Genomic DNA, 19,625 nt, shown 5'->3' on the forward strand with positions numbered 1-19,625 from the left:
ATAATGCCTAATATTTTTATGATTTTATGGCTTCTATTGCTTCTCCATGTTGTCCTTTAATATATGTTTTTTCTTCCCCGACTTTCATTATACCTCTCCATTCCCCATTAATTTTATCGTAATCTTTAAAAAATTGAATCCTTATAAAATCATCTGATATTTCTCTATATTCAAAATATAAACCAGTATCTTCATTATAGAATGCCCTATTTAATGTTTTTGTCGGACCGAACATATAAATTGGAGAATGTGGGCTATCAAGTATAATTGGAAGAATATCTAAAATAGTCATTAAACTATTTAACCCTCCTCGAAAAGTTCCTCTTCTCTTTGCTAGTTTAGATATAGCTCCTTTATCTTGATAGGTTTTCCCAAATCTATGTTCTAAATCATGTAAAACTTTATTCCACGCTTCAGATATATGTTTTGATCTTGGTCGCGGATATGCTGTCCTACCTTTATTGTGATGATGATGTTCTAGTCCTTCACCAATAATTCCATCTAAATCATAAACATCCATAACATTATTCCATTGTTTATCTACTTTGGGAGCTCTAAAATTTTTACCATTTATTCTAGCTAAATTGTCTTTACTCAATGCTTCTCCCCCTAATTCAGACTTAGCAAATTCTTTCCAAAAATATTTTGGATCTCTTGGCCATCCTAGTGAGTTTGTATTAACTTTTTTGAATTTGCCATATCAACGAGAGAATTGATCATTCTTTCGTCTATATTTTGAATTGCATTAATATTTTTTGTAGGTTCAGTTGGTTCCAATCCTTCTAACTCTATCATATCAATAACACGATTCCCGCTAAATTGATATGGAGAATAGAATGGATATTTAGGAGCAAGAGGATCCAATGCAAAAAACCTACCAATCCTAGGGTCATGCATACGATACGTATAGTTAAGCGAATTTCCTTCGCCTTTTAACTCATCATCTTTTTCCTGCCCTTGGAACCCATATCTATACGAATCCGAGCTTCCATGACGATTCGGCACCAGCATTCCAAAAGGATAGTAATCTGAATAGCTTAGAACTTCAGCATTAAAGTAGCTCAAAGAACCTGAAGATAGCGTTGGAATCTTCTTATCTGACACTACAGAAAGTACGTTTCCTAAGTGATTTGACAACTCATATCGCTTATCTCCAATCAAAGATATATAATTATTTAAAGTAATCGGCAGAGTAGGAGTGTAAAGTCCATTCGTTGGATCTAAATAATTTGGTATTGCATCATTAGGATTGTCTGTATTCAATGTATAAGGCATACCGTTTGTTTCTGCATTGATATAACCTTTTCCGCCTTCATAAGTTTCCCATGTTGCATAACCGTCGCCATCGTCGTCAACATCCAGATAGTTTGGTATGGTGTTGGTCGTCGCTTTTGGATTTTGCGTTGATGGTTGTGCATTGGTGTTTAAAGTTGCTCCTGTTGCCGGATTTTTATCTCCATCAGGATTTGCACCTTCGTAAAGGGTATAAATACCGTCACCATCGTCGTCTTTATCATCATGATTGGCAATTCCATCACCATCTGTATCAATAAAACTTAAATCATCGTTTACCTCATAAAGATCAAATATTCCATCTCCATCTGTATCTACTAGACATGGTCCTAAAGTTCTAGTTACATTATTGTTCATTGCAACCCCTTTACTTGATACCGGTGGATTGTTAGTTATTGTTTTACTAGCGGCATCGTCAAAATTAAAGGCATCTTGAACATTATTTAGGCCGTAATTAAAGTAACACATATCAAACCCTAGAGCTCTAGCATTACCAGTTCCACCTAATTTACTGTCAGTTCCGGCTGGTATATTCGCAGGATTATATGTTTTTGGTGTAACCCAATCTGCTTTGTTTTCTACAATTTGTGTAAAGCCATTTACGTTCAATTGCGTTGTTCCTTCACCAAAAGAAGTGTTCAGTTTTATAGCAATGTTACTTGTAGGTGTAGTCAATACATTTGCAGGTAAACTGACATCATACGTTTTAATAGTCGCTGTTGCAGGACTATCTGACGTAATTTTAGTGTATTGATTAACTGTAAATTTCGGACTTATCGAATTATTAGTTTTAACCAAATTTACCAAGACCTGATTCGTAATTTCTTTAGTTTGAGTCTCAATTACATCCTTCATAACTTTAAGATCTTGAACTGCGACCACAGCTATGTTAGATACGGCGAGCATCTATAGTAGTTGTCGCTACTCCAGGTGTAATTTGAGTTTTGAATACTGTTGTTGCACCTCTGTATAGTGTAATGAACATTCTGCCAGATTCTACCGTTTTCTCCACTTTTAAAGTCTCGTTTGCGTTATATGCACCAATTAGAACTTCTGTGCTTCCGTTAGAATAATATAATCTTGGAGTATATAAGATTGAAACTCTTACTCTTTTAGCGATAAAACCGTAAAAAGCATTATTTACAGTAAGTCCTACTTTTATTTTATCACTATTTGAAAATAATGCGACAGTTTTATATTCTAGCGAACCTGTTTCTGAAGGGTTGAAAACATCTACCGGATTGGCTAAAGAACAACTACTTCCTGTGGCTCTAAAAATATTGATAGCATCGCCATTGTCTACTTTTCTAACACAAGTGTTAACGACTCCGGAGATATCTACTTTTCTGCTTTTTGTAATAGATTCTTCTTTAGTGCCTTTATATTGTAATTCACCTATAAAGTAAGTTCCGTTTGCTGGATTAGTATTTAGCAACGAGATACTAGTATCTAGATTCAAGCTTTTTAGATCAGCATCTATATCTGACTGCATGTTCCAAACAGAAGATGGCGTTGCTGTGTCAAAATGCAAAGCATAATCTCTGATAACTGGTGTTCCTGTTAATATGCTATTGCTAACCAAAGCACTTGCTTTTGCAGTCATTCTGCTAGCAACATTTGCATTGTTGCCATATTTGTATACCAATAAATTTGCTTCTTCTAATCCTAAACGGTCACGCTAAAAAGATGATGCTCTTTTAAACGATATAGAGATTCGCCACTGTTACCTTGTGCATTAACTTTATAATTTTCCACATAAACACCTAATACATTACCTTGCGCATCGTGTGTATAATGTGTACGTTCTACATCAAGACCTCGCTGTACGCGCTTTGCAATTCTATTGCCAAGACCGTCATATTCAAAGTTAATAGTAACTCCAGATTTACTGTTTGATACTTTATCTACTTTGCCGTCTACACGCCAGTTAATAGTTAAACCTTCGTTTCTGTCTTCTATTAATTGACCTATATTGTCGTATTTATAGTTATGGGTACTATTATCGCTTATAATGTAAGCGGCCTTTTCGCTAAGGTTTTGTTTGATGTCTATACCTGTCGCTGTAAATATATCATCGGCTACATCAAATACGTTTGTTAATTTATTAGTGCCTGGAACATATTTATATGTAAAGTTATCCATTTCTGGATTTTTCTTATTTGGTGTTTTAGATTCTGGATAAAGACCTGGTGCAGTATTACGCATAGTTTGCAGGTTTCCGTTTTTATCGTAAGAATAACTAGACTCATAACTATTTTCCGAATTCATTGTGAAAGCATCAAAAGCTTGAGAAGTCATTGTTTTAATACGGTTTAGCTGATCATAAGTATAATTGTTTTTCTGAATAGCAAGCGACTGATCGCCTTCTTTACGAATAGCGGTTGTCATTTGTTTGATATTTCCATTATACAAGTTTTTAAGCGTAGCCCCAGTAGCGTTGCGACTTACCATTAAAGGTTTGAAAGAATCTGTACCTGTATCTCCAGAGATCGCTTTATAGTCGTTATCATAGTAGCTTAAAGAGTAACCAAAAGCATCTTTTGTTTTGGTTGTTCCGGCTAGCGATCCATCTTGACCTAAATCATTAGCACTGCTGGCCAAATTTTCACCATTAACAGTTTTAAGCCATCCTTGTAAGGTATAAGCATAGTCGATACCTTGAACTTTTTTGTCTCCAAGTTCTACTCTTGCTAATGGTCCGTGAGCATAATATTGATAGCTTGCATCTTTTTCCCATAATACTTCATCAGAAGAAGTTTCAACATTTACAATACGATTGTCAGCGTCGTAGTTATAGCGATGAATAAATTGATCAGCTTTCTTAGGCTGGAATTTTACGCTGTTTACATTTCCGCTTATAAGATCATAATTATAAACAATCCTTTTTAAATGCGCTTCACAGTCATTTGTCTGTCCTGTAGTTGCATCAATAACAGTTTGTGTACAATTCGGATTTTTTAGAGCGGTGTAATAATTAACAATTTCCTTTACATTACCGTGCACATCATAATTGTATAATATAGCATTATCAAATACCAACGGATTAGTATAAGTAGTATGATAAAAAATACCAGTTACTCGATTACGGTTATTGTATGCCGCATTGTAACCTGATTCAGTATTAGTTGTAAAAAGGTTTGAAGCTTTAACTGCTGTCTCTACTTGTGGGTCATCATCGTAAACAGTTCTTGTTACTTGTGTTTTTGATAAATCAGGATCAAATCCGTCAACAATTCCATTAACATTTCCATTTGGTTTTGGACTACGCACAAGTCTTCCTTCCGCGGATATACTGTAACTTAGTGGCGTAGATGGATTAGCGACATTGAATACAAAACTCTCTATTTCACCTGCCTCAACAATTCTTCCTAAACTATCATATGAAGTATAGCTCATTTTAGCTTTAGTACCGACTTGATTTTGATTTTGTGAAGCTATAATCCTGCCTAATTTATCATAAGCGAAACGTGTTATGCCACCATCTGGAGTAGATTGATATACCAGTTGGTTTAATGAATTGTAACGATACATTGTTTTAAATTGATGATTTGGTTGTAAACTACCATTACCAATAATGAATTTTAGTGGATCATCTGTCGCTTTGAAAGCTTCTATCTGAGGAGTTTTAGCTTTTACCTCTGCTGGTAAAAAACGTTTTACACCTTCTGGCGCTACCGTTTGAGTAAGATTTCCTGCTTGATCATAGTAATAAAGCGTATATTGATATTCTTGATCGTAGTAGGTCATATCTAAAGTTTCTACCACTTCAGACATTCCTTTTTTGATATAAGATGCAATAAATTCTTTACGTTTTTCTTGTAATAAATTATTATAATTATCCGCAGAGAAAGCTTCTGCAATATTTTTAACTAACTTCTCGCAAGTAGATTCTGTTTCTTCTGGCAATTCAGGTGAAACGGTATTAATTAAAGCGGCTGGAGGACAAATTTTTCCATTATTAGCTGGTCTGAATACATTTTGAACCCAATCGTTCCAATTAAGTGTATCAGGATTTATTTCATTATTGCTGGTATTTGCTTCTACGTACGATTTATATTGGTCTATTACGGCGTTGATACCATTAAAACCATAATGCAGATAAGTATCACCAAATTCTGCAAGGGTTCTAAAACGAATGTCATAAAGTCGCGTAACATTTAATTCTTTTAAATATCGAACATAACTATCAGAAATGTACTGATATCCGTTATTGCAGAAGTTATCAAGTGTAGCTTGTGGCACTGTATAATCTTGAATTAGATTCTTCATTGCGTTTTCAAAAGCAGTTTTCTTTTGTTCACAAGCAACTGGAGCAACTGTTTGAGGAATACAGGTTGAGCATGATTCTACTGTTGCTAGAGATGATTTGGCAGAGATGCGCGAACTAACTGTCGCTCTTAAATTACTAGAATAATTATCATTAATAAAATCACAAAATTTACCATCATAATAGTAAAATGGGCTATTGTCTACTTTTACTCTATAATATATTTTACCTCCTGTTCTTGTATATTCGTTATTATCTTTCGATGTAATTTTTGAATTTATATCATTATCTCCAGAAATGTCAAAACAATTAAAATGAGTAACATCTCCTGATAATGTACCTGGAACATAAGGCGTATCTATTTGTATTATAACTTCTTTAAGACCATTCTGGTTGAAAAAATCAATCCATATTATTGGACTTGAACCCGCAAACCAAATACCAAATGTGTGTAATTGAATTGGAGGTAATCCACTATTTGGATTCTCACTATCTCTTAATGCTTGAAAATGGTTTACTAAGTCAGATTCAATAATAAAATCTTTCATTGCAGGGTAATCAAAAGAAGTCATGTATTTACTTTCGCCTTTAAGAATAAAATTATCTTGCAAAGCTTGTTCAAGTAACCTTTTTAGTCCAGTTTCAAACTTAACCTCTTTTGATATAGTATTTGGATTACATGCAGTTACTACTAAACACGAATCTCCAGATGTTAAAGGAGCCAAGAAATCACAAAAATCATATGTTAGCGAATAACAAGAGAAATCATTAATTACGATATAACTCCAGCCAACAACGACATCAAAACATTTAATGTTTTTTGAATCGTAATTTGTATTAACAGTTCTTCCTTCAGCGATATCAATTTTGTTAAAATGAGTAGATGCTTCATATGCACCATCTCCAGTAGTTAAGTAATGTACTCCTAATTTAAAACCTCCTTGGACTTCATCATTTTCATTATAAAAGTATAATGTTATCGAATCATCTACATCTTTACCTAATCGGAATTGATATAGATTTACAGGACCTTTATCAAGACAACTTGAAGATTGATCTCTATCTTTTAGAGCTTGAAAATGTTCTCTTAAGTGTGAACTAGTTATTAGATCAATCATTAGAGGATAATCAGTACAAATTCTACGAGGTGATAGTAAATACCCATATTCATTGTAAGAAGATGGATCAGACAAAATTTGATTAATAATATTTTTAAGTCCAATTTCAAAAGCAATTTCATCTTCAGTATTTGCGCAAGAATTAACATTAGGACTAGGGTTACAACCAGGAGCCTGCTGGCATGCATCTCCAATACCATCTTTATTTAAATCTAATTGATCTGTATTTGGTGTAGTCGGACAGTTGTCTAACTCGTCTGGAACACCATCATGATCAGAATCTATAATAGTAACAATAGGACAACAGTCGAAATTAGTAGTGAAAAGTTGTAGCATTCCATTTAGAATTGCCGTACCAACAGCAAAATTTGTATTTCCAGAAGTTACTAACTGAAATTGATTTTCTGCATTAGCATCAGGACTTTTGATAGATATAGATTCGAATTTTTTGAAAGTATATGAATCTAATAAAGTAATTGTAGGTGCAGTATGGTTTCCGCCATCACCACCAGTAGTTGACTGCCAAACAATTTTTGCAATAACATTTGCTCCTTGTTTGATATAAACATATTGTGCGTTTCTTTCCCAAGTTACACCAGCATTGATTCCGAAAAACTCTTGTAGGAAAGAATCTCTATAGGCAGTATAGTTCGTGATGTCAACAGGTGTTGTACTGTTAAATGTTCCTTTGGTTTTTAATTCATTAAATAAAGGAATTAATGCTTTTTCGAATTTAGATTTTCTGTTACAGCCAACTCCCTGATCATTTGTAGCCTGATTAGGATCCAGCACTTCACCAATTGAATTAGGAGAAATACCACATTCACCAATAGGCGCGCAAGTTTCTCCAGATAAAACCACTTCCGTATATACAATGTTACTGTTAACAGGGCCTATTTCTGCGACAACAGAAAATTTGAATTTCCCATTTGAAGGATCTGAATTTCCTAAATCGTAATAAATTTGTTTTAGGTTCTTAATATTCCAGTTAGAACCATAACCAGACCAACTGTAACCTGCCCCTGAGGGCATTTGAACTGTAATTGGACAAGTTGTAAAACCGGCACCCGTTTTTGGATCAAAGTTTATATTTAATGTTGATCCCGAAATTTTTGTTGTAATCGTCAGCGGAGATAACCCAGCTCCAAATAATCCCTCAACAGTTTGATTAACAGCAGGAATCATTAATTTCTTCATTAATTCTTTGGTAATGTACTGTTTGTTGAATGGTTTATTTGTTAAAGAAGCCAGTTGAGTAAAAGCAGGATCTTGATCTTTGAACAAACCATTAAGAAGCATATCAAAATCGAATAAAAGAGGACAGTTTCCTGTTTGTGCATAATACTCAAAATGATTGGCTTTAACTAAATCGGCTACTGCATCTGTAGGATTCAGGCTAGAATTGTATCCGAAATCTGCTGGAAGATAATTTTTTTGTTTCGTTTGATACAATGTTGCACTGCTACTTTCGCATAAAGAACCAGCAGTAGAAGTATTGCTTTGAATATAATTATATAGCGTATTTTTTTGAGGGAAATTATCACTCAAAACGTCTGTTATTACGCTAGAAGATGCTGTGCCAATACAACCATTGTAAGATTTGCGTTGCATTGCATATATATTGCTAAAGATATGCTTAATTTTATTTTTTAGTCCAATATATAAAGCTTTGTAAGCATTCCAAACCTCATTTTTTTGAGCTTCACTTAAGCTTACGTTGTTTAAATCACATACGGAGAAAGAGTTACACATTACCCCTTGTAAGGCAACTTGATACATAGTCAAATTAGTACCACTTCCAGCTATATAGCTATTATTTAAAGCATAATACATTATGCTATTGTTGCCAGTTCTCATATTATAAAGAGTACCATCTTCAAAAGGAGCAACGACTTGCACTTGTTTAAAGTATGGGTCATTATTGTAAATTAATAATTTACCAGAGTTTCCTGCACTGTCAAAATCAACAAATCCTTTTGATCTGGCATCTGCATAAGTTGACGTATTCATTAAATAAGAATCATATCCGTCAGATGATAATGGTGTTGAAACTGTTCCAGTACTTTTTGCGATAGAAAAGTTTGATGTTCTCTTACATATTTCACGACTGTACTCTAAATATCTGTATTCAGGATGATAAAGCAATAAAGATTGTGCCCAGCTGTCTTCCCAATTTGCGATAAAATCAGATACATTTTTTAATTGCTCTGGCTGTACAGTCCATATATCACTTCCGTCTGGAGCTTTTACAGAACTTAGAGTAGGAGTAAAAGCAGGATCAACTTCAGGCGAGTATTTTTTTGGATTACTAGTATTGTCAACAATTTTTACCTCAATAACTGACGGCACACCATACATATCTTTGTAAGTATCAACCTGATCTTGAGTTGGACTGATGGCTTTTTTAGGATGTTTCCAATTATTTCCTGCTGTAGAGCCATTATAAAAAAGCGAACCGTTAGAATTGAAAATACTTAATTTGTCAAAATTTGGGTTGGGCAGAGGATTTCCATTAACATCGATAATATTTATGTCTGTAGCTCCATATTGACCATTTGGTCTTAAATCTGAAACCAATAAATTTTCATTCATCTGGCAAGCAGTCTCAAATTCTATAGCAGTAGGATTACATACCTTATTACATTCTTGAAGTAATAAATCAAATTCTCTATTGAAGCGGATATTTAATGCATTTACGTCAGATTGTAATACTAAGTTGCCTTGCGTATCTGTAGCTCCAGAGTTTAAGACAATATTTGTTGTATTTCCTGATTCTGATACAGTAACTATTACTTTTGAGTATAAATTATTGAAAGCTTTCTGTACATAATTTAGTCTTGTTCCTAAATTATCTGTACAAGTTTGACAAGTCATGTTACAAGAATCAAAAATAAACTGAGCATTTGGCGATAACCCAAATTTCGGATCTGCGGGGTCAATATAACACTCAGAACCAACTGTGGTTAATTTTCTTAAATAATCATTAGCATAATCATTTAAGGCTTTTTCATTTATTTTTATTTCTTTTTTAGACTATAACTACCTGTATTTAAAGTAGCATTTGCAGTAGTTTTTGGTATTCCTGCCGCAATATGGCTTCCTGATAGACTAAATATCCCAGCGGATTTAGAGATAGGATTATCTAATTTTTCGTTACCGCAATCATCTTTTAGACTTAATTGAACATCATAAACAAATGGATATAATCCTGTAGGACAATAAAAAGGAGAAAAAGAGCTTTTTTGATCTAAACCATATTCAAATTTATATCCCTCTCCGTCATTTGTTACTTCTATTGATTTTGAAAGAAACAAAACATCATTGTTTTGCGAAAACTTTCCAGAAGATTTCAAAATATTATTATCTTTTGCAGTATCTGGATCCGTAACAGCAAGTTTATTAAGTAAATCAGTAGTTGTACTGCCATGTCCATTAGCTTCAGCTTGAGCAGAACTGTCTATGTTTTCGTCTGGTAAACCCTCAAGATTAGTTGGTGATTTTCCTGATAATGCTGTAGCAATTGTACGCCCTTGTGGATCTAAATAACTTACAGATACTTGTTTATTAGGGTCAACTACAATATTTTTTTGATAATGAGAAGATTCTCCTACACTATAACCAAATAATCGATATAATTCTGTTGAAGAGGGTGTTGTATAGAAATATTTCATCTCATGGTTTTTACCCAGTTGATGATCAGGTCCAACGCCTCCCTTTCTAGAAATTCTGCCTGTATTGTCAGGAGTATATTCTATTTGTGAAAAAGGATACAATTTTGCATCTGGAACAAACGCTTGATTTGTTCTTGAAGAAAAATCGGCATATCCAGCAGGAGAATAGTATTTACTAGAGCCAGAACTGCTAGACATTCCAGAAACATTGCTGGTACAGCTCCCGCCATCAATATCAAAATCTTTGTAAGTGAATAAGTTGTTTTGGTTGTTTAAATTATAATTCTTGAAGAAATGAATATTTGGATCTGTATTTGGTGTAGGTAAAACTTCTACTCCGGCTCTACCCTGAGCATCATAGATTACTTCTCCTACAATTGTAGTATTGTCGGTATTAATTTTTGTCACAGTCTGACGATTTCTTAGTGAGCCGTCAAAATAGCTAACAATTTCTTTTTTCTTTCCATCCTCGGCGTAAGAGGCTTGAAATTGCCAGTTTTTTCCAGCTTCATGTTCAGAAATTATACTTTGATGTGGCCAATCGGCAACAGTATTTTTAGAACCTGTTCCAGAACTCCAATTACCATAATACTTAACAAATTCGGTATTCCTGCTTATGCCTCTTACTCTGTATATTAAATATCCTTTACCGTAAATTAAAGGTATTTCAAATGTGTTTTTAGTAGTTACAATTCGGCTGTTATTTAGTTCAAAATCCCTTTGTGTCAATGGAATTTGATTTCCAGGCAAATTTGCAGTAATATTTTCGTTACTGTAATTATCAAGCCAAGTCCACTCTAATTCATATTCTAAAGCACCAGCCAAATTTTCCCATTTAATAGTAACTGCATTTGCCGTAGCATTTATTGATCCGATAGGATTCAACAATTGTTCTGATACCGCGTAGTATCTTTTACTTTTAAAGCCCATGCTAACAAAGGCATTACTAGGAATTACATTTCCGTTATTCGTATTTAACGCTTTATAAGAAAGCAATTGTACCTTTATACCAAATCTATTTCCGATTTTTAAATAACTTAAATCACTAAAATTAGCGCCTCCGTTATTAGCATGATTTGGATTATAATTGACAATTAACTCTTTATTAAATGGAGTATCATTACTTCCATCTTGTTTTAAAGGTGTAATTCTAAAAGTTGCCTTAAGCTCGTAATTTACAAAAGGGGCCAGATTATTATTAATATTTAATGACAGGTAACAATAGGTGCCTAAGTTATTTTGATTAGGAAGACTAGCTTCTGAATCAAAAATAGTAATAGGAGCATTGCCAAAGCTGGTAATTGCTGTTGGTGTAAAATTGCTGTATTCTTTTTCTTGTACTTGTGCACTAAGCATTAGTGTGAATAGCAATAGCCCAATTAAACTTATTTTTCTACTTAACACATTCAATGATATATTCATATTATAATTATAACGTGATTAACTTATATGTTCTATTTAAGAGATTTTCTTATTCTTGAGATAATGGTTAAAGAAACTCGATTTGTGGTAAAACTTTATTTGAGTGATAAATTTTGGCCGCCAATCGAGCCTTATTTAACTCAAGATTTAATTATTCTCTTTTCGGACTATTTCCTCTTGTTTCTTGTATTGTATATACTCCTTTTTCAGTTTCTTTTTTTACTCTGACTAAACCACCTTCGAGATCATATTCATAAAATGAGGCATAGTTGTTTTCGTCTAATTCTGCCATGAGTTTTTGTGTGTCTTCGTCATAGACAAAACTTTTGAGATTTCCGTTGAAAGGAAAAAATCGAATATCATCAAAGTAACAATCTGCTGTGGTGCTGGTACAGTTTAAAGCTATTTCCAATTTTGGGCTGTTTGCCGGAATTATAGTTGGAATTTCTATAATTCCAACAATTCGCCGCCAGCCGTCAATAATTGCTCCAGATGGTTTAAAGGTTTCGGAATAAAATGGAGCCCCATTACCATTTGCAATAGATATAGTAAGATTGCTATTAGTATAATTAATTACTTGTTGAGCAACATTTTCTTTGACCCAGCCTGACACAATATATTTACCCGCAATAGGCATAAACGAACTGTTAGCCATTTCATCAATTGCCGCTTGCTCTGCTTGCGAATATTTTTTTATAATGAAGGTTACCGTATTTGAAAATTGCTCACATGCTTTTTGTCTGATAGAAATTGTTTTGTCAATGTTGCTATTTGCACCAGTAGTGCCCAAAATTGCGGCGAGCATTAACATTTAGTTCTGATAATCCATCAAATTGTGGCATATCGATCCAGTTTACGGAATTCAGGGTATACTGCCATTTATAAGAACTGCTTATGTATCCTGCTTGACTTGATATTTTGATGTTGTCATTTAAAGTCAGGTAATTGTCCGAATTTGGAAAGATTTTAAGATCAGGACCAACTGTATATTTGAAAGTTACAGCAGTCATTCTTGGTGAATAGTTAGCCGAAAAACTACCGCTCCCACAGGTTGTTGTGATATTCTGAGGAACAGTAGAATTTGCATCTGTTCCTGTTCTAAAATTTACAAAAGCATAGCATTCTATTCTAATTGGTTTTGAAGTGCGAACATTAGAAAATACCATTAAATTGGTTTCTCTATCGCCATTGTTATTGATGTTTCTTTTGTAAATATCTTCAGATGTTCCGTTTTCAAAGAATAATGTGATTCTTATATTTGAAGAAGTATTATTCTTAACTCCTGCTGTTATCTGATAATTTAAATCGTATACTTTTATAGCATATGATTGAGAAAATGCAATGGTCGAAAATGTAAAAAAGACAAACAATATTATTTTTTTCATTTTTTAATTTTTATATATAAAAAATCATTTTATTCATAAATAGTATTATAACTAATCAAATGCTGTTTATTAATTCGTTTTGAATCTTTTGAATTGATCAATGAAACAAGTCTTAAAATCAGTCAATTAGTTTATAAGCATTCATTTTAATTAAAAATTAAAATTTGGGTGTATCATATCCGTTTGCACACGCTGTTCGTATCCCTTGATTGCCCATTGTTGTTCCTGCTAATATTGTCATACGTCCAACATAACCAGGCGAGTTTGGATTTATAACGGCTTGCAGTATAATTCCTTTGTTCGTAGAATTTAGCGTACCATGATAAGCAGGATTAAGCTTAAATATTACGGTTTTCCTGTCAGCACTTAATGTTATACTGTATTTTCCAGCCTCGGCAGGCATTGATGGTGCGGTTGGGTTTTGAAAATCAACTATTGATGCATAAGAATAATTAAGACTAATAGGTATATTGTAAGTTACTTGATATATTATATCATCAATTCTTGAAAAAATCTGCCAGCCATCTTTGCATTCTATCGTAATGTTATTTACTGGAGGATCTACTACCACTGGGCCACTAGTTGGGCATTTAGCATCTTCAATATTTTTAGAAGTAGCAAATAGATTTCTATTCATTACACTGGAAGTTCCTTTAGCTACTTTTAGACTATTTTTGCCAGTATGAGAGTGGTTAGAATCTATATTTACTTTGTCGTTTATAAAACCAAAATGTTTTTTAGTTGTTACCGTTTTTTCTCTTCAAATCCTTCATATCCAATTTGCTGATATTTAGAGTTAGAAGCAACTGCCATTGGTAATTTATACATATAGCCGTATTGTGCGGCGCTATAGCGATCTAAAGCATCTTTATTTTCTAGCTCAGCTCCGTATGGACTGTATTGACTTACACTGCTAGCATATGTCCAGTTTGTTTCATCTATTTTCCAAACAGGAATAGAAGAAGTTCTATCTAATTTGTAAAATGGATTAAAATTTGTAAAGAATCCTTCATTTCTAGGGTTATTAATCGAGTTTCCACCATTTCTACCAGTGAGGTAAGCGTATGATTTTTCGGCTCTCCAATTTCCTTTAATATTCCAGAGGTAAGGATTTACTTTAACATCAATAGGATATTTTACATCGCCAGAAGGCTTAACCCAGTTAGAATCTGTATCGATTATAATATTACCAGTGATTGGATCTGTATGTGAGGTAACATTACTAGAATTGTAACTAGGATAGTAGGGAAGATTGGACTCTATTTGGGTATTCCAATAATCCTTATAAACTACAGCATTTGCATTAATGATTCTTGGATTGAAACTTGCATTGGCACTAAATTGTAATGATTCCAGATTTAATTTTCCATCTTTTATTGGATTAATCATAGAAGTAATTGACGCCATAGATGCTGTCTGCATATTTCGATACCCTGAACGAACAATTTTAAAATTGAAACTGCTTAAATCTTCACACTTGTTAATGTAAACACCATTTCTGTCCATAAGTAATACTGTCGTGTTGCCTGGACCAAAACCTACGATCCATACTTTGTATTGAGCAGGTAAATTTTGCCCTAAGATCTCTGAAGACTGAACAATTCCATTTTCATCTAACACCATAAGTTCATCACCAATATGGAATACCTTAGATAAATCTGCACTGTATTTATCTAATTTAAAATAAGGATTACCAGTAGGACTATTAGATGCGTTAGGTGCTGTTACTGGTACATTTGCAATCAATTTTCCTTCAATACCAATATTTTGCGATGCTAGTCCCATTCCATCATACATCCAGTACGCTGGAAAGTTAAAAGAATAGTAGTGATCGCTATATTCATTTACAGTTTCAGTCATTAGAACTTCACCTGAGTTTGCATCCCATGCGAGATTTTTTGTAGAAACTGTCGAACCTAGATTGGTTGCGATTTTTTCAACTAAAATTCCTGTTTTATGTACATGTTTTGTAGTTACTGCAGTACGAAGTTCGTTTATATTAGTAGACGATTCAGGAAAAACAGTTGGTATAAATATAGGAATTGGAAATGGCCCCGCAGGAATTAGCATTCCAGCAACGTTCGCTTTAAAGCCAGAAGTTTCAGTTTTAGCGTAACTGCGATTAAAGTCATTAATTAAATCATAATCTACACCAATTGTTTTTTTAGAAACATTCCCCTTTTCATCAATAGTGGTAATATTATTGTCAATATTATTCTGATCGTCTATATTATACTTGTATTTTACCGAAGAAACGATTTCGTCAGCTTCATTATATATTTCCTGAAAATCTATTTTGCCATTCATGTCGTTGGTTTCTATAGAATAGCCCTGAGTCATTGTTACTAAGTTTCTGACATCTATATTACCACCTCGTACAATATTCTTCAACATATCTTTTACGATATTTGTTGGAGTAATTCCGTTGATCATTTTCAAATCAGTATATAATACTTTTGTTGGAAAATCATAACTAGTATAGTGTTTAGTTACAACGCTACCTGTTGCGTGTTTTTTGATAATTATATTTCCTTGGTCGTTTTTGCGATCCAAATTTTTGACTGTAACTCGTCCGTAAGTAACTTTTGGCGATGGAAAAAAATTAACACCAAAAGGTTTCTCTACATAATTGCTTTCCATAGGCGCCGCTATAGTTTCAGCATAATTTCCTTTTCCATTGTAAAACGGTTCAACAAAAGGGTTCTCTGCACACATATTAGGTTCAAAAGTGGCAACTCCACTAGAACTTCCATCTGTATTATTGTAAGAATAGGTTTGGCCGTATTCCATATCAAATTGTGTCCCCGAATTATTTTCCAACATTCGAGTCCAGTTGTCGCTTAATTTTAGAGATGTAACGCGAAGTCCGCCGCCAAGTTTATGACCGTCAGGATTTTCTAATCTGACCCAAGATTTCTCTGGTTTAAAAACTCTAGCGCGTCCTTTATTTTGTAAATAGCCGTCTGGTCCATCAAAAATTTCTTTGATTATGCTTAAACTTCCTCTTAAATTCTTAATAATAGAATTAAAATCTTCATCTGCAGGATTGTCATTTATACCGCATGTTAATCTATTTAAAAAAGTACGTCCGAAGCCCCATCCAGCTTTTGCAATTGGATTAACTGTATTTGAATTTGCTTTATCTTTTTTCAAAAATTCTACAGGAATAGAAGCAATTGTTCCTTTTAAGTCATTATTGTATTCAACCTCAATGTCGTCAACATTACCTATTTTGAAGTAACCAGATACGTATTCAAAATGCTCTTTGTTATCAGACATATTCAACATGAATCTAAACTGAATTGGTTTGTCTAAATTTTCACTTAAATATTTATCCAAAAACTTCTGTCTCGTAAGCGGGTCACTGCTAGAAGAAAGATCTTCATCGCTTAGTTTTACATACAGGTATTTTTTATGACTATTGCCGTTGTACAATATGTTTTTACTATTTAGATCATTAGTGTCAGGGTAATTGTTATTTCCAACCCCGACAACCTTATACATCTGCATTGCTTTTTTGTTTTGTACATATTTGTAATCATCACTTTCTGTTTCAATAGTGATTTTACCTCCAGAAGGTAATGTAACTGATTTTAAATTCCATGAAGCGGTATTAATATCCGCTTGATTTTTAGTTTTTTCAGGGTTTGCTTTTGTTTTGCTTTGGTCAACAAAAGGAAACTCAGTATTGGATAACGGGGTATTAATATAACCACTGTTTGCCGGATTCTTTTTAAAATCACCCCATATATCAAAACCTTTCATGTCATAAGTTGGATTGTCGGTTTCGCTATCAGTTCCATAATTAAAAACATATGGAGTATATTTTCCCATATTTGATCCTCTATAAGTAAAGTAGACTTTTTCGAGGGTCAATTTTCCTCCAGCATTATTTAACTCGTTAGAAGACAAAACTGTGCTTTTGTCGTTATTGGGCATTCCTTTACATAGGTTATAACTGTATATAAAGTGAGCTGTTTTGATTGGTTTTACAGTACTTCCTGAGATTTTAGAAGGATCAGTAATAGCACCTGAAGCATCGGTAACCTCTGGTCTAGAATATAATCTTATAGATTTAAGTTTTTTCATTCTTCCAGAACCGGCGCCTCCATTTTCGTCAGCTACTCCAATAGCATCTTTTCTGTCTTCAAGATCGAAGAAAGCTACATGAGTTTTGGTTACAATTTTATCTAAGTATTTTAGTTCTTTTTCACCATATAAATAGCTACCCTTTTGATCGTCTTTTTTTGAAATTAGGCCTTCGTTATAAGTGGCTTTGTTTTTTTCAAAAGGCACTCTCCATTTATAAATTTCAGATGTGGCTGTATATTCGAATTTAGTAAAAGCACCCAAATCATTAATCGTTGGACCGTTGTCATCAACATCTTGGTAATCTGATGATAAAACGGTAGATAATAAATACGTATGCGCATATGCAGGAGTAGAAACTCTGTTTACATATTGATCACTCGTATTGTTTCCATTTCCATATAACGACCCGTTATAGCTTACTAGGCCAGTTGTGTTATTACCTGTTTGGCTTGAGACATCAAAAGTAGCTTCTGATTTTTTGATGTTATATGCTGTTTCCCCATAAACATATGTGTTGCCATCTGTTTGAAGAATTTTTATTCCTGCTGTATGGTGTGGTTTAGCATTGGCATTTTTGATAATAAATTTATCTCGAGATGCTTCTGAATTGGTAACTTTCTGAACCACTTGACTACGTAGAAAACGTTTACTTCTTTTTATTTCAGTATTTCCATATGTTCCACCAGCAAATGAATATGGACTAGTGTAAGTGTTTTTCTTATTACCATCAATATCTACACGTAATGCTTTTGTTTCGTATATTTTGTCTTTATAAATAGTTTCAGGATCCACAATTGTGGCACCCACCATTTTGAAGGTAATTGATTCGTAGTCATAAACTTTTTTATCGGTATTTTTTTCATTAAAATTAGCAAGTACATGATTATTCTCTACCCATCCTCCTGTTGTACTTTCAGATGGAGCTTTCTTGAAATCACCACTCGCATGGAATAAGTTGCCTAATCCAACTTCAGCTCCAAAATTTTGACTTTTTCCTAGATCCTTAACTTCATCATTAGATACACTGCTTACTTTAGATCGATAGGGTCTGAACATTCCCGAAACCCCTTGACCATCGATACTATAGATGTCATATGTATAGTTAGTCACGGGAAGTGCTAATGTGTTTTGACTTACAACTCTTTCGTTTTCTCTATTAAAATCTAGAATTCCAGATTCTGCGGCTTTTTTGTATTCTGTATTTTCATAACCATACGCTTTTTCTTTTCTGTTTTTGTATTCATCAGCAATGGTTTGATAAGAACCATAACCAGTAACCTGAACTTGTCCTTCTACACCAAAAACTTCACCTCCAAGGGCACCATTAAAAGAAAAATTTTCATTTCTGAACCCAATTCTCTTTGTAGGTGTATAACTTAAATTGTTAAAAGAAATACTACCACCTATACTGCCAGGGCTGGCACTTGCATTTTTAATGTTATCATAATAAGTTTGTCCTTGGGCGTTAGTGTGTTTGCTTGCAGTTTCTCCTCGTTGACTTACACTAGCAGAGACGTTAAGATTTTCAACTCCTTTTCTACTATTTAAACCTAAAGAAATAGAACTTTTTAAAGAAGTACTCTCACAACCATTATCCATCATTTTAGTAGAAATACCAATTCTTGGTGTCACAGTTGCACCTCCATCAAGAGAACTTGCAAAATCCATCCCGACAGATACATTTCCGTTAAAATTAAATCCGATGCCATAAGAAGGTTTAAATGATATTCCTTCGTAATTATTAGATTCTACACCTAATCCGACACCCAATTGCAAAGCATCAAAACCTGTATATGCGGCATTAACACCTACATTAATACCTACAGTTCTATTTTGTTTGAGATAATTTTCATAGACCATTTCATCACCTCTAAAATCATCAGGTAAGCCACGAACTTGTCGTTCTATTTGTCCTACATTGAGATTCCAGCCAAGTCCTACCCAGGATGCTTCTTGGTCCATGGTTATTCCAGAGTTATAAGCAAGGTTTATAGGATATCCGCCAATATCCATTATTGGAATATTGTAATTAAAATCACCGCTTGCTAAATCTACCATATCTGAAGTACCGATAGGTGTAAAAGCGTTGAATTCAGGTTGCGTAGGTCCGCTCGTTAAAGCAAACATTTGTGTTGGTTGCAATGTTTCCAGAAGAATCATCATGGCTAAATAAATAGCAACAACTTTTTTAAATTTACTTACTTTTTTTGGCTTGATCATAAGGCTATAGGAGTAAAAGGATCTTTGAATTTAAATTTTAATGTTCCCTTTTAAAAAGGTAATCGTTATAAATCAATTGTATTTTATCATTAGGGTCTATTCCAGAAAAAAATAATAGCACTTTTTGAAAAGGCGCAATTTTATAATTACGCTCAAA

General features: G+C 33.7%; 8 protein-coding genes and 1 pseudogene. All 9 read right to left on the bottom strand.

The genetic code is table 11. The features are described from left to right. Positions 1 to 16 precede the first annotated feature (16 nt). A pseudogene (locus tag ACQ9BO_RS08710) lies at positions 17 to 625 on the bottom strand (hypothetical protein); the annotation flags it as partial. Between the two features lie 38 nt (positions 626 to 663). Further along, entirely contained in the window at positions 664 to 2,199 is a 1,536-nt protein-coding gene (locus ACQ9BO_RS08715) for an RHS repeat-associated core domain-containing protein (RefSeq protein WP_431244379.1), read from the bottom strand. Next, positions 2,183 to 2,938 carry a hypothetical protein gene (locus tag ACQ9BO_RS08720; RefSeq protein ID WP_431244380.1) on the bottom strand — a complete coding sequence of 252 codons (756 nt, stop codon included), beginning with the start codon at positions 2,936 to 2,938 and terminating at the stop codon, positions 2,183 to 2,185. Before ACQ9BO_RS08720 ends, ACQ9BO_RS08715 begins: the two co-directional genes overlap by 17 nt. Positions 2,939 to 2,958: 20 nt before the next feature. Beyond that, positions 2,959 to 9,552 carry a thrombospondin type 3 repeat-containing protein gene (locus ACQ9BO_RS08725; RefSeq protein WP_431244381.1) on the bottom strand — a complete coding sequence of 2,198 codons (6,594 nt, stop codon included), beginning with the start codon at positions 9,550 to 9,552 and terminating at the stop codon, positions 2,959 to 2,961. A gap of 143 nt (positions 9,553 to 9,695) precedes the next feature. Further along, entirely contained in the window at positions 9,696 to 11,705 is a 2,010-nt protein-coding gene (locus ACQ9BO_RS08730) for a DUF6443 domain-containing protein (protein ID WP_431244382.1), read from the bottom strand. Positions 11,706 to 11,922: 217 nt separating this feature from the next. Continuing rightward, the gene (locus ACQ9BO_RS08735) at positions 11,923 to 12,576 is read right to left on the bottom strand and encodes a hypothetical protein (protein ID WP_431244383.1); all 654 of its coding nucleotides are present in this window, start codon (positions 12,574 to 12,576) and stop codon (positions 11,923 to 11,925) included. Next, a complete protein-coding gene (locus tag ACQ9BO_RS08740; RefSeq protein WP_431244384.1) occupies positions 12,539 to 13,156 on the bottom strand; it encodes a hypothetical protein in 618 nt (205 codons plus the stop codon). The genes ACQ9BO_RS08735 and ACQ9BO_RS08740 overlap by 38 nt, the downstream gene beginning before the upstream one ends. 157 nt (positions 13,157 to 13,313) lie before the next feature. Next, on the bottom strand, positions 13,314 to 13,793 hold the full coding sequence (locus ACQ9BO_RS08745) for a hypothetical protein (protein WP_431244385.1): 480 nt from the start codon (positions 13,791 to 13,793) through the stop codon (positions 13,314 to 13,316). 107 nt (positions 13,794 to 13,900) lie between these two features. Further along, positions 13,901 to 19,468, bottom strand: a complete 5,568-nt coding sequence (locus ACQ9BO_RS08750) for a hypothetical protein (RefSeq protein WP_431244386.1) — start codon at positions 19,466 to 19,468, stop codon at positions 13,901 to 13,903. Positions 19,469 to 19,625: the final 157 nt, after the last annotated feature.

Source organism: Flavobacterium sp. P21 (genome assembly GCF_050632225.1).
Lineage (GTDB): Bacteria > Bacteroidota > Bacteroidia > Flavobacteriales > Flavobacteriaceae > Flavobacterium.

Bases quoted from the DNA above. Each gene is read 5' to 3' on its own strand.
- ACQ9BO_RS08735 (WP_431244383.1), bottom strand. From the start codon at position 12,576: ATGCTCGCCGCAATTTTGGGCACTACTGGTGCAAATAGCAACATTGAC.
- ACQ9BO_RS08715 (WP_431244379.1), bottom strand. From the start codon at position 2,199: ATGCTCGCCGTATCTAACATAGCTGTGGTCGCAGTTCAAGATCTTAAA.
- ACQ9BO_RS08725 (WP_431244381.1), bottom strand. From the start codon at position 9,552: ATGACTTGTCAAACTTGTACAGATAATTTAGGAACAAGACTAAATTAT.
- ACQ9BO_RS08740 (WP_431244384.1), bottom strand. From the start codon at position 13,156: ATGAAAAAAATAATATTGTTTGTCTTTTTTACATTTTCGACCATTGCA.
- ACQ9BO_RS08730 (WP_431244382.1), bottom strand. From the start codon at position 11,705: ATGCTTAGTGCACAAGTACAAGAAAAAGAATACAGCAATTTTACACCA.
- ACQ9BO_RS08750 (WP_431244386.1), bottom strand. From the start codon at position 19,468: ATGATCAAGCCAAAAAAAGTAAGTAAATTTAAAAAAGTTGTTGCTATT.
- ACQ9BO_RS08745 (WP_431244385.1), bottom strand. From the start codon at position 13,793: ATGAATAGAAATCTATTTGCTACTTCTAAAAATATTGAAGATGCTAAA.